The organism is Sorangium sp. So ce176 (genome assembly GCF_051519835.1).
Taxonomy (GTDB): domain Bacteria; phylum Myxococcota_A; class Polyangia; order Polyangiales; family Polyangiaceae; genus Sorangium; species Sorangium cellulosum_G.
The window spans coordinates 4,219,909-4,233,491 of sequence record NZ_CP150371.1 but is presented as its reverse complement, the minus strand read 5'-3'; the positions used below and the strand labels follow the sequence as shown (position 1 = coordinate 4,233,491).

The 13,583-nt window shown below is 75.9% G+C and carries 3 protein-coding genes; all 3 read right to left on the bottom strand.

All coding sequences use genetic code 11. The annotated features are described in order from the left end of the window. Positions 1-169: 169 nt before the first annotated feature. From WMF42_RS15660 to WMF42_RS15650, 3 genes are read right to left on the bottom strand one after another with little or no spacing between them, the layout of a single operon-like run. Positions 170-6,502, bottom strand: a complete 6,333-nt coding sequence (locus WMF42_RS15660) for a hypothetical protein (RefSeq protein ID WP_437692750.1) — start codon at positions 6,500-6,502, stop codon at positions 170-172. Beyond that, positions 6,499-10,464, bottom strand: coding sequence for a hypothetical protein (locus WMF42_RS15655; RefSeq protein ID WP_437692748.1), 3,966 nt, complete (start codon positions 10,462-10,464; stop codon positions 6,499-6,501). The genes WMF42_RS15660 and WMF42_RS15655 overlap by 4 nt, the downstream gene beginning before the upstream one ends. Then, positions 10,461-13,565: a phospholipase D-like domain-containing protein gene (locus tag WMF42_RS15650; protein ID WP_437692746.1), complete on the bottom strand. Its 3,105-nt coding sequence runs from the start codon at positions 13,563-13,565 to the stop codon at positions 10,461-10,463. The genes WMF42_RS15655 and WMF42_RS15650 overlap by 4 nt, the downstream gene beginning before the upstream one ends. Positions 13,566-13,583 lie beyond the last annotated feature (18 nt).

Sequence of the window (13,583 nt, the reverse complement as noted above, 5' to 3'; positions counted from 1 at the left end):
GTGACTGTACCGGATGTGCAGGAGCGACGCGACGGAGGCCTGCCGGACGCCTCCTCCGACGCGTCGCACCGAGCGGGTGTCCGCCTCCGACATCGTGAGAAGGGCGTCCCGACGCACCGCCCCTTGCCGAACGCTGCTGGTCCTGGCGCCCTCTATCTCCACGCGGGCGTCACCAGCCGACCACGCGCGTGCTCGCCGCGCGGTAGCGCGAGACGTCGTCCGCTGTCTCGCTGCGCCAGCGCGCGCGGTCGATCGCGAACCGGAGGCGATGCTCGCCGGCCTCGAACGGCGCATGGTCGCCCGACGGCCCCACCGGGATCACGAGCGCGCGCAGCTCGTCGCCGCTGCCGAGAATCACGACCGGGACCTCGGCGTACGGAAGCGGCTCAGGGATCGGCTCGGGCGCGAGCAGCGGCCTGTTGCGCTCGTCGAAGAGCCCCAGCTCGCCGGCTCCGAGCGCGGCGTAGCTCTCCGGGATCCTGTCGCCCGGGACCAGCGTCGCCACGCGCGGCGCACGGTTCGTCATGGTCGGGTCGACCCGCGGCGGCAGCTCGTACACGTGGAACACGCGCTCGTCCCGCAAGCGCTCGCCCCGCGCGCGCTCGACGCGGACGAGGCGCCGGAGCGCGCGCAGCTCGCTCGGGATCGGCGGGACCAGCAGCGCGTCGTCGGCGAGCTCGATCTGCTCCAGGAAGCTCGCGAACGGCGACGGGCGCGACCTGCCCCGGATCGGTGACGGCGGCCAGCGCGGCGGCGTCGGGGCCGGCTCCGGAGCGCTCGCGCGGCGGTGCACCGACAGGGTCACGTCGCGGCTGAACGCGAGCGGCTCGGGGCTCTCGACGAGGAGGAGCTCGGTCGCGCCCCCCGCGACAAGCCGCGTGAGCGCGAGCCGCGACGGCCGCTCGCGGAGCGGCACCGAGAGCGCCGCGATCCAGCGGCGGAACAGGGCGTCGCGCGCCTCGGCGTCCGCGCCCGCCGCCATCGCCGCGGCGATCGCGCGCGCGTCCTCGGCGAGGAGCGCGGCCGCCGTCGTGGTCGGCGCCCCGGCCACGCCCAGCGGAAGCTCCGGCAGCGCCCCGTCCCAGCTGTCGATGTGCGCAGGGAAATCCATGTACCGGCTGGTCCGGAGGTGCGCGCGCCAGACGTCGAGCCCCTGCACCGCGAGGCCGGCGAAGCGCCCGCCGCCGCGCGCGCAGAGGCCGATCCGCCCGCCCCGCACCGCGCCGCGATCCTCGTCCGGCTGGACCACCACGTCGCCCACCGCGGCGCGCACGCGATCGTCGTACGACGTCACCTCGAGCACGTAGGGGCGCGTCGCGTCGTCCGCGAGCGGACGCGCCGCGAGCTCGCGCACAACGCCGCCGCGCCGCTCGACCAGGCGCAGCCGCCGCGCCCCGCCCCGCTCGTCGATGAGCGCGAAGATCGCCTGCGCCACCGGCGCGCCCACGACCGCGACAGCGATCCCGGCCTCGCCCCCCTCGGGATCGACTGTCGCGCGTACCTGGACATGCTCCCAGCCCGCCCCGTCGCCGACAAGCGCGAGCTGCGCCGCGTCGCCGGGCGGGAACGCGGCCGGGCGGAGCGCGCCGTCGTCAACCGTCCAGGCCGCGGCGGCGCCGCTCTCCGCCACGAAGGTGCACGCGGTCGCGTCCTCAGGCTCGAAGCGGCCGCGATCGATGAACGGCGCCCCCTCCGCGCGCACGCTGACGCGGTACTCCTCGTCGGGCTCCCAGCGCGCGGGCACGCCGGCCGGCGCGCCGGGATCGACAGGCTGGTGCACGAGGAGCTGCGAGGCGTGGATCCGCCGCGGCGCGGCGCACGCGCCCGGCCGCGCCATCATGTTCTCCAGGCGGAGCCGGCGCGGGTCGGTCGACGGCGCGCGGCGGATCGGCGCGCTCAGCACCTCGGCGTCGAGGATCCGCGGCCGGCGCGGCGGCGTTGTCGGCGGCGACGGCGCGCCGCGGTGCGCGACGATCCAGTCCTCGACCGTCTGCGAGATCCGCTCCAGCCCCGCCGCGCCACCGACCTTGTCGACGACAAGCACCCAGCGGACGAGCTGCTGGCGCTCCTCCGGATCACCCGGCGCCGGCGCGCGGTCGACGGGGAGGAGCACGTTCAGCCGCTCGTCGAACGCCACCGCGAGCGCCTCGGCGCGGTAGAGGCGATCGGCGGGCGCCGGGTAGCGCGACTCGACGTACGGGTCGATCTCCTCGCCGGCGAACGAGCACGCGTTCAGGCCGAGCGGACCGCGCGTGCGGAAGTACGCCTTCTGCTCGACGACAGCGTCCTGGTCGCCCGCCGCGGCGTAGCCGAGCACGACGCGGGTGCGGAGCGTGATCTCGTAGTCGGTGTTGGGGAGCCAGCCCAGCCGCCCGGCGCCGTGCGCGCGCTCGTCCTGCGCATCGCAGCGGAGCAGGTCGAGGAGGAGCTCGTAGGCCTCGCGCAGCGTGCGGTAGCGGAGCGAGATCAGCTCGACCGGCGGCTCCCCGCTGTCGGGCTCGACGTCCCCTTCCTTGCGGAGGAGCAGCGAGGTCATCCCGTCCGGCGCGCTCACCTGGATCGGCGCGGGGGGCGACACGTCGGAGATCGCGAACTTGAGCGAGGCCACGACCTCGAGGCCGCGGTACGCCTCCACGACAAGCGCAGCGGCGGAGTGGAGCGGCTTCCAGGCCGCGTACACCTCGCAGATCGCCGCCGGCTCGTCGAAGCTCACCGCGGCGATCACCCCGGCGGGGCGCGCGCCCAAGCCGACGGCGGCGACGTTGGTCCCGCCGGGCGCGACCTGGGGCGGCATCACGACGGGCGGGCGCCCCCCGACCCAGCGGAGCGTGCTCGCGCTCTCGCTGAAGCGCTCGATCGCCGGCGTGCGCACGCCCGGCGGCGTGTCGTGGAAGTGGACGACGTGCCATCGCACAGGCCGATCGGCGCGCCGGCAGCAGGGCCAGCCGGGCAGCGTCGCCGCGACGATCTCGTCCGCCTCGGGGTTGCGCGTCGCGAAGGTGTAGGGCGTGTCCGCGTTGACGAGCAGCCGCCGCGGGTCGACGCGCCCCACCCGGTGCACGTCCGGGTCCCAGTCGAACGTGACGACGGGGCGGAAGCGCGCCTCGAGCTCCTCGGCCGAGAGGCCTCCCAGCGCGTCGACGCGGGTCGTCAGCGGATCGAGGAGATCGCGCCAGACGCCGTCGCCGAAGCGGCGGCGGCGGCGCACGCCGATCTCGACGATCTCGTAGCGCGCCTCCAGGTCGTTCGAGCGCTGGGCGCCGCCGGCGGTGCTCGTCGTGCTGGGCAGGGCTGTCGCCCACGCGTCGCACGAGGCGCCCAGGTCGAGCGCGATCACGCTGTCCACGGCGACCGGGCGGAGCGCCGCCAGGTCCGCGTCCGAGGGGCTCGCCGGCGCCGCGTCGCGCAGCGCCCGGAGCGCGTACGTGGGCCCGTCGCCAAGGCCCCCCGCCGGGCGGGTGACGCCGATCGCCACCGCCTCGCGCGGGCCCGCGGGGCGGTGCGCCGACGCGCTCGCGAGCGGCAGCGACACGACAGGCATCGCCTCGGGGACCGGCGTCCCGTCCTGGCTCTCCCAGCGGAAGGTCAGATCGGGCAGGTACCAGGGGGTCTCGATCCGGAAGACAGTGCTCTTGCGGTGGTAGGTCGGGTCGCCGGGGCCGAGCGCCGCGACGTCGACCTTCACGTGCGCGCCGAAGTTGAAGCAGCCGAACACCTTGCAGCGGATCCCGGCCTCGACGACGAACTGGTGCCCCGACGCCATCCCCTCGTTGCGCCACTGCCCCATCACGACCTGCACGGTCAGGTAGACCTGCAGGCTCCCGAGCGGCCCGAGCTTCCCGCCCCCCTGCAGGGAGAGGCTGAGCGCCCAGACGTTGACGCTCTCGACGGTGGGGTCGAGCGCGTCGGCCTCGTCCACGCGATGGTGACAGAAAGCGGCCGAGATCCCGAAGCTGACGCGCCCGCCGAAGGCGAAGCGGAACTGCAGCCAGGTCGACGGATCGTTGTACTGCCCGATCGCGAGCGTGTCCGGCTTGTTGCCGTAGAAGAAGGTCCCGGTGAGCGCGGCGAGATCGGCCAGGAAGCCGGGGAGATCGTCGCCGAGGAGGTTCTCCAGCCCGAGCGCGATCCCGAGGAGCAGCCCGAACTTGTCGCGCTGCATGTCCCACTCGAAGACGCCGAACGCGATCGGCTTCTTCGACTTCGCCAGGTAGAGCTCGACGCCGGCGAGCAGCCCCTGCTCGCCGGCGCCCTCGTGGTAGAAGAGGAAGCCGTCGAGCCCCATCGCCCGCGTCGCGGCGAGGTGGATCGTGAGCCCGATCCCCGCCGCGCCGGCGCCCTCGGCGGGCTGCCACGCGGTCAGCTTGCGCGAGAGCGGCACCGCGATGGCGTCGCCGTTCTGCTTGTACCAGCGGAACAGGCGCATGGACTGGCCGTGGCCGTCGGGAGGCGAGAGGCGCGGCGCGAGGTTCGACGTGAACAGCACGCGCACGTTGGCGAGCTCGGTGGCGCCGAGCGGCAGGCGCCCGAACGAGAGCGCGAGCAGCAGGTAGGTGAACTCATCGGCGCCTGTCACGCGCCCGTGAAGGAGCTGCCCGCCGAGGTCGAACGTGCGCCCCAGCGCGTCGAAGCGGAACGAGAGCTCGATCCCGATCTCGCGGTGGTGGTTCGCCCCCTGGTCGTACGCGCTGACCATCCCCATGCCGGCCAGCTCGAACTTCCCCTTGCGGGCGAAGAAGCTGATCCCGTCGAGGAGCCACGGCGCCTGGGTGTCGTTGCTCCGCGCGAGCAGCATCCGCAGGCGGTGCAGGCGCAGGCCGAACCCCTTGCGCCGCGCGTCGTCGGCGGACGCTGTCGTGGCGGGCGCCGCCGGCGCGCCGACCTCGGCGGGCTCGGGGGGCGTGGCCTCGCCGAGCGGCGTGCTGAGCCCCGCCGTCACGAGCAGGTAGAGCCCGCCGTTGTTCTCGGTCACAAGGCCGAGCTCCTCGATGCGCAGGCGGAGCTTGTCGGCGAACACGAAGTCGAGCCCGTCGGGGTCGTACAGGCTGCCGAGCGACGGCTTGCCGAACGCCCAGCCGACGTCGTGGAGCACCTGGAACCCCGGCTTCCCCGACGCGTCCTGGAGCTCGAAGATCTGCCCGTCGCGGACTGTGTCGATCTGGAAGTCGCCGAGCAGCGCGAGGACATCGGTCCAGGCGTCGTCGTCGCCGTCGAACACCTTCTTCAGCGACACCCCGAAGCGGAGCGCGCCGAGGCGCACGTGGGCCCCGAGCACGCGCAGGAACGTGACAGGCGCCGGGTTCAGCGCGCCGACGAGGAGCTCGCCGCCGTCGGTGAGCGTGACCTCGCCCTGCAGCGCGCCGGTCGGGTCGTCGGGCGAGTCGCTCCACTTCACGTCGAACGCCGCGGGCGACTCGCCGCCCCCCGGCGTCTGGAGCATGAGCCGGAACAGCTTCAGGTACGTCCCGCGCACCTCGATCTCGACAGGCGCGTCGCGCAGATCCCACGTCTCGCCGCCCGCGTCGCCCGCGACGATGCTGCGGCGCAGGTGGAAGCGGCCGTGCGTTGGGATCGGCAGCGGCGGCGCTGTGCGGAACGGGATCGCGACGTCCTCGAGCACCAGCTCGACGGCGTCGGCCTCGTCGCGGCGCGCGCGGATCCGCTCGGCGAGCCCCTTCAGCGGGCCGCGCGCGGTGTCGAGATCGATCGTCCGGATCGTGATCAGCCCGGGAGAGCTCGCGTCGGTGTCGGCGATCGAGATGTCGTGGCGCGCCCACTCGAGCGCGATCTCGGGCCCCTCGCGCCCGCGCTCGACGTGGCGCGGGCGCGGCGACGGGATGAGCTGCACGTCGTGGAGGCCGCGGCAGGGGAGCCCGGAGAGCTTGCACGCGCCGATCGACAGCGGCACGACCGTGTCGAAAAGGAAGTCGCCGGTCTCGGTGAGGCGCACGTTCACGCGCACGCTGACCCGCGTCGGGCCCGACTCGCTGGCGACGATCTCCAGGCTGTCCGCGTGATCGGGCTCGAACGCGTCGGTGAGCAGCTTGTCGGGGGGATCGCCGACGACGCCGGCGAGCTCCTCCTCGGTGTAGAGCGGCTGGACGAACCCGGGCGGCAGGTGCATCGCCACCGGAAGCCCCTGGATCGCCACCTCCAGCGCGCCCCCGGGCCCGCGGGTCACGAACAGCGTCGCGGGGAGGTTCGCCGTCGCGCGCAGGTGGAACGCGACCTCCGGGAGCTGCGCCATCACGAGCGGCAGCGCGACGGGGGGCGGGGTCACGTGCACGTCGGCCACGAGCCCCAGCCTGTCGCCGTCGGCGCCGGGGCGGAGCCCGCGCAGCTCCAGCGCGTCCTGGAGGTGGATCATGAGGTCGCGGTAAAGCGCGTCGCTGCCCCCCTGCAGGACGCCGACGAAGGGGCGGACGAGATCGCGCGGCCAGCGCTCGGCGGCCTCGTCGGGGGTGCTCACGCCGAGGAGCGTGTAGAGTCGGATCCGGCTCATGAGGGCGTCACCTCGGCGGAGAGCGCGTCGCGCCCGTCGAGCGAGAGCGCGCGCAGGCGGTAGCGGAAGACGCCCGGCGCGGGGCGGTGCGCGTGCGCCGCGACGTCGCGCGCGATCCGCCCGGAGACGCGCGACCAGGCGTCGCGATCGGCGGGCGCAGCCTCGAGGACGACCTCGGTCGCGTCGGCCGGGGACGGCCAGGTCCAGGTGAAGAGCAGCTCGGGCGGGCTCGACGAGACCGAGAGCGCAGCGGCCGCCAGGGCGGCCCGCGGCATCGCGATCGCCCACGCCTCGGGCGCCGACGCGACCCCGTCCCGCGTGACCGAGACGGCCCAGACCCGCGCGCGCTGGCCGTCGACGAGCGCGAGGTCGAGGACCACGCGCCGCGAGGGCGGCGCCCCGGCCACGTCGGGATCGGAAAGACTCTTTACCTGCGGGGCGAGGATCTCGCCCCCGAGGCGCAGGCGCACCCCCGCGCCCGGCGGCAGGTGCGCCGCGCCGGGGACGCGCAGGAGCTCGGCCTCGTCGCCGGACGGCGCGCGCTCCAGGTCGACCGGGTCGACGCGCTGGAACAGGAGCAGGTGCGTGATCTCGCCGGGCCCCTCGAGGCGCAGGCGCAGGCGCGCGCGCGGATCGCCCGGCTGCGCCGCCTCGCGCCGCGGCGGCGGGACGCGGGTCGTCGCCGGCACGCGCACCACCCCGCGCAGCGTGCGCCCGTCGGCGGAGAGGCGCCCGGCCGCGTCGGCGAGCCGGACGCGGTAGATCCAGCGCGCGCCGCGGTTCGGCAGGGTCTCGGCGAAGCGCGGCAGCGTGACCGGCTCCTGCGTGACCGGCGTGAACAGGCGCGCGCGGTACGGGTGCGCGGCGGCCAGGAACACGGCGTGACGGTCGGTCAGCGCGCCGACGTCGTGCCCGTCGAGCGCGGCGAGGATCGCGGCGCGATCCGACGCGTTCGGCACCGCCACCTCCACCTCGGCGTCGCCGGGCGCCGGCGGCTCGAGGACGCGCGCGAGCACGCGGCCGTCGCGCGCGCTGTAGGCGCGGAAGACCTCGTCCGCCGAGCAGCGCTCGGGGCGCACGCGCTCGCTCCCCGAGAGCCCGGCGCCGGCGAGGAGCGGGGTCACGTCGAGGACGAGCCGCATCGGCCGATCTCCCGGCTCGGGCGTCACAACCGCCGGCACGTCGGCGAGCGCCGGCGCCTCGACGAGCACCGGGCGCCCCTGCCAGCGCCCCTCCACCTCGACGCCGGCGATCGCGCTCTCGTTGCCCGGGCGCGCGTCGCCGGGCGCGAGCCGGTCCGGGACGTAGTCCTGCGCGTCGGCGGCGCTCACGCCGACGAGCGCGCGGTCGTGCGGGTGATCCGCGCGGAGGTCCAGGAGATCGAAGATCGGCGCGGACTCGTACGCGGCGTCCGGGCCGATCGCCCGCACCTCGACGCGCGCGCCCCACGCGGGCGCCGTCGTGCGGTCGGGCGTCAGGTGGACCGGCAGCACGACCGCGCCCGCGCGCGGCACCGGGAAGGCGCCGCCGGGGAGCGGCACCTGGGCGCGCAGGGTGATGGAGAGCGGCGCCCCCGCCGCGCCGCCGTCATGGGCGAGGATCTCGAACGGGTACCCCGCGTCCAGGCGGAGCCGCCGCGCGGCGTTCGCGAGCACCGGCTCGCCGAGCGTGAGGGTCGCCAGGTACAGGCCGCCCGAGCCGGACACCGCGGAGAGCACGCCCGGGATCGCGTCCAGGCGCCGCCGGGTCGCGTACACGCGGAACTCGGTCGCGTACGGGTCCTCGGCGCGCTGCGCGGCGTGCCACCCCCAGCGGAGCAGGATCGCGCTGCCGTGCCCGCCGAGGATCGCGCGCTCGCCGTCGGTCAGGTCGGGCGCGCCGGCGACGAGGACGCGCGCGTGCACCCCTGTCGGCGCCGGGAGCGCGAGCGCGTCGGCCTTGGCCTCGTCGGGCCCCGCGGGCAGCGGCGGCGGGCGCCGCTTCTCGAGGCGGAGCTCGCCTGTCTCGCACCACGCCGCCCCCGCGCGCCCGACAGCGTCGACGGCGCGCACGCGGTAGCGGTGGCGCGTCCCCGGCTCCGGGCGCGGGCGCCGCACCGGCGCGCCCCCGTCGGGGAAGTCGAACACGTCGCGCCAGGAGAGCGTGAGCCCGCCGGGCGCCGGCGACAGCACCTCCGGGAAGGACGCCATCAGGTCGCCGCCGACAGTCATCGGCGGCAGCGCGACCTCGTCGCGGTGGCCGGTCACGTGGTTGTCCTCGTCGAGGAGCGGGGTCCAGGACGGCGCCCCGCCGGCGGGCGTGTGCTCGATCTGGAACAGCGCGGCGTCGATCGGCGGCGGCGGCAGCTCCGCGGGCCACGCGTCGATCCCCTCGGTCGGCGCCGGGATCCAGCGCACCTCGAAGCCGAGCGCGTGGCGCGGCGGCGGCGGCCCGAGCGGCGCGTCGCCTGTCGCGACGCTCTCCGGCTGCTGGAGGTTGGTGATCCACGCGGCGAGCGGCGCGGCCGGGCGCGGCGTGTCGGCGAGGACGAGCGGGGGCAGCACCACCGCGCGCTCGACGATCGCGGCCTCGCTCTTCGCGGGGAAGCGGAGCGCGCAGAGGAACCCCTCGCCCCCCAGGCGGATCTGGTGCACCGGCGTCGCGAAGGAGAGCGCCGGGCGATCGCCGGCGGGGACGCTCGCCTCGGGCCCCTGCGGCAGCCACGGCGCCCCCGCCGCGAAGGTCAACGAGTGCGCCGCGTGCCCCAGCTCGAGGACGAGCGACGTCACCGCGACGGGCAGATCGATCACCGCGCTCCAGCCGTCGGTCCCGGGCGTCAGCCACCCGGGCTCGCGCCGCGGGGAGAGCGCCACGCCGCGGCGCGTGAGCGCGATCGGATCCGACGGGCGCGGATCGGCCAGCTCGACGAGGCGCGGCCTCGAGAAGCGGACGCGCACGTCGCCGAGCGACAGCTCCGCCGGGAGCTGCGTTGTCGCGGGGGCGGTGTGGAACCCGACAACGCGGTCCGTGAGGTCGGCCTCCGGCCAGCCGCCGCTCACGCGGTACTGATAGACCTGACCCGGCACGAGCGCCGGGTCCGCGTCGAAGTGCGCGAAGCCGAGCACCCGGCGCCAGCGCGGGTGCGCGATCACGGCGCGGAGCGGATCGAGCGCGACAAGCTCGTCGTGGCGCAGCTCGGGGTCGTCGCGGAGGAGCAGCGTCATGTCGATCGGGCGCGGCGGCCCGGCGGCGGCGACGACCTTGCGCAGGATCCCGGTCAGGTGCTCGAGCTCGCCGCGATCCAGGGTCTCGCCGGGGAGGAGCCGGCGCTTCGCCTCGTCGTACTCGTCGTCGGCGCTTGTCAGCTCCGGGTCGAGCTCGCGCAGCGGGAGCTGCAGGCGCGCGATCGTCGCGGCGTCGCGCCAGTCGTCCTCCCTGGCCAGCGACACGCAGACGCCGAGCGCGGTGAGCCCGCGCGCGTGGACCACGACCGTGTCGATCCCCGCCGCGACGAGCTCGTGGGCCGTGTTGCCGGCGACGGCCCGCCCGCCGGCGACCACCTTGCCGTCGCGCAGGGCGACAGCGAGGCTCGCCGTCGCCTGGACGGGGATGCGCACCCCGTCGCTCGGCGTGTCGAGCTCGACCGTGATCACCTCCCAGGGCGCCGCGCCGACGGCGCTCGCGGCGACGGCGGCCCTGGCGGCGGCGAGCGACCCGGTGGCGGCGAGGAGCGGCGCGGGCGCTGCCCCGACGCGATCGGTCAGCACGCCGAGGCGGATCCGCAGCTCGCGGCGCGCGCGCAGCGCGGCGAGCTGGTCGGCGGTCAGCGAGACGCAGTCCCAGCGGGGGCGCGGCGCGCTCTGGCGGCGCTGGATCGTCCACCCGGCGGGGGAGTACAGCCAGGCATGGGGGCCGCTCCAGAGCAGGTGCACGCCGACGATCGGCGGCTCGACCTGGGGGATCGCGCGCGCGAACAGGCTCACGGGACGGGCCCCTCCGTGGGTGCAGGATCGGTCCCCGTCGTCGGGTCGATCACGAGGTTCCAGGCGGTGCGGTGGAAGAAGGAAAGGAACCCCGCCGGCACGCCCTCGAGGAGCAGCGCGAGCGCGCCGATCAGCGTCATCGGCCAGAGCTGCGTGTCGGGGAGCGACAGGAAGGGGCGGATGTCCGTGCTCTCGAGCGGCGCGAAGCGCGACCCGCCGAGGTGCGGGCGGCGGAACAGCTCGAACCCCGCGATCGCGTCGCCGAGCAGCGCCCCGCCCTGCGCCGGCGGGATCCCGAGGTGCTCGGCCCAGAGCGCGGAGCGGAGCGCGCGCGCCGGGTTGTCGGGCGCGCCGCGCAGCTCCTCGGGGATCGCGAAGACGTTGATCTCGCCGTCGAAGAAGAAGCCGCGGCGGTTCAGGTTGGTCGAGCCGATCGAGACGAAGACGTCGTCGATCATCATGCACTTGGCGTGGACGTAGATCCCGGCGGGCTGCGAGAAGGTGACCGCGGCCCCCGCGCTGTGCGCGCGCGGGTGCGCGCCCCAGCGGCCGCTCGCCGAGATCCCGCCGCGATCCACGACGATGCGCGCCGCCGGCTCCCCCTCGTGGACGACAGGGCGGGTGACGCTGCGCGCGAGCATCAGCTCGCCGTCGACCCAGAGCCACGACGGCGCGCCGATCGCGCGGGCGGGCGGGCCCACGTACAGCTCGGTCGCCCCCGGCGCGAGATCGCCCACGAGCCACGCGCGCCCGCGGCTCGCGAAGCGGTCGGCCCGGCGCAGGCGCGGGCGCCGCTGCGGGTAGCCGACGATCATCCGGTCGCCCCAGACCTCGCGCAGGCGCGCGAAGACGTGCCGCCGGCGCAGGTCGCCGAAGGGCTGGTCTCCCTCGCCGGGCACGACGATCAGCAGGCGGCGGCAGCGGCCGGCCCCGCCGGCGGCGCGCAGCGCGTCGACGAAGACATCGTCGGGGGTGAAGTACTGCTCCTCGATGTAGATGTGGTCGCGCGCCTGGCCGATCGCCGCGAGGAGCGTGTCGTAGGTGCCGCGATCGCCGCCGGGCGCGAACTCCAGCGCGGGCGTGCTGCGCGGGTAGGTGCGCCCGATGCGCGCGATGTGGCGCGCGCCCGTGTGCTGGGGCATCGCCGCGGCGACGGGCGCGGGGAGCTCGGCCTCCAGCGCGGCGGGGTCGATCCCCGCGTCGCGCGCCCAGCGCTCGTAGAACGCGCGGAAGGCGTCGGCGACGACGGGCCCGCTGAAGCGGGCGTGGACGTCGTGGTACGGCCCGCCGATCTGGTGCCCCGGGGCGTCGAGGCGGTTGCGGTTGACGTCGATCCCGCCCAGGAACCCGACGAACTCGTCGCCGCGCGCGTCGGCGCGCCGCCGGACGAGCTGCATCTTGTTGTGGTACACGCCGAACTGATCCGCGTCGTCCTCGAGCCCGAACAGCGGGCTGTCGCCGTACAGCGGCGCGAGCGGGTTGTCGGCGATCCGCACCGGGTTGCTCGACCAGACAGCGGTGCCTGGCGCGAGCGCGTTCAGATCGTCGACGGTGGCGCGCGCTGTCTCGAGGATCCCAACGAGCGCGTCCTCGAGCCACCCCAGCTCGGCGGCGGCCAGGCCGAGCATGCCGGCGACAGCCGGCAGCGCGAACCAGGCGAAGACGACCCAGTCGTCGGTCTCGGCGGTCGGCGCCGAGACGTTGAACACCTCCGCGGCGAGCTTGATCAGGAGCTCGATCACCAGCGTCGCGTGGCCGAGCGCGATGAGCAGGAGCGCCGCGGCCGCGCGCGAGCCCGACAGCTCCGGGTCGCGCAGGTTGAGGAACCGGTTCGCGAGCACGAGGACCGCGCCGTCGCGCGCGAGGATGTCCTCCGCGAGCTCGACGACATCGGTCCGCGTGCCGCCGGGGAGGAGCTGGAAGCGGTTGAAGGTCCACCCCGTGAGGTGCGCGCGGAAGCGCGCGCCGGGCGGATCCGCGGGCGTGCGGATGCACGCGCGCAGGTCCTCGACGAGCGCCTGGAACGTGGCCATCCCGTCGACGAGGGGGATCACGAGGCTGTTCGTGTGGTAGCGCTCGACCGCGTGCCCGGGCGGGACGGGCGGGTACCAGCGCGCGAGGTCGAGCACCTCCAGGGTCGCGCGCGGCTCGGCGAGCGCGGGCACCCGCAGGAACGCGCCCGGCGGGCTGCTCACGCGCGTGCCGACGAGCGCCTGCACCGGCAGCGACGATCCGGTGGGCGCGTCGCCTGCCCAGCGCACAGCGACGTGGTGCCCGGGCGGCGGCGCGAACAGCGAGCCGACGGGCGAGGCGGCGGCGGCCGGCTCGAGATCGCCGTCGGCGCCTGCGTTGACCGATGCGGTCGCCACGGCGACGCCGTCCAGGTCACGGCGCAGCTCCAGGTCGAACCCGGCCGCGGCGCCGAGCGCGCCGCCGTCGTGGCGCACGGCGACGAAGCGCCGCGCCGGGCCGCCGAGCGTCGCGAGCTGCGCGCGCCACGCCGCCGCGGCAGCGCCGTCGCCCGCCGCCTCGAGCGCGTCGGCGATCAGCCCGAAGGCGGTGACCGGCGGCAGCGCGGTCCCGTCCTGGAACAGGACGCCGACGGAGAACACGGCCCCGGGGGTGAGCTCCACGATCGGCGCGCCGCGGAGCAGCAGCGCGTCGTCGAGCGGCTCGTCCGGCGGGAGCGCGGCGGCCGCAGCGGCGAACGGCGCGACATAGAAGGTCGGCACGCCGCGCGTCCCGAGGCGGCGCAAGGTCTCCTCGAGCAGCGACGGCGCGCCCGGGGTGTGATCCAGGAACGGGAGCGGCGACAGCTCGAGCAGCTCGACGCCGCCGCCGGGGAGCGGCGCCGCCGGATCGAGCGCCACGCGCCGCACCGCCGCGCGCACCGGCGAGGCGACCGTGAGCGCGGGTTCTCCTGCGCGCAGGCGGACCTGCAGCAGCGTCACGCGCCGGGCGGCGTGGCGCGCCACGCCCGGGCGGGTGATGACGATGGGATCCGGCGCCGGCGCCGGCCGTGGCGGGTCCGGCAGCGTGATCGTCGCCTCGAGCACACGCTCGAGGCGCAGCGGATCGAAGAGCGGATCGAAGCTCGCCATGCACCGCGCCCCCCTTGG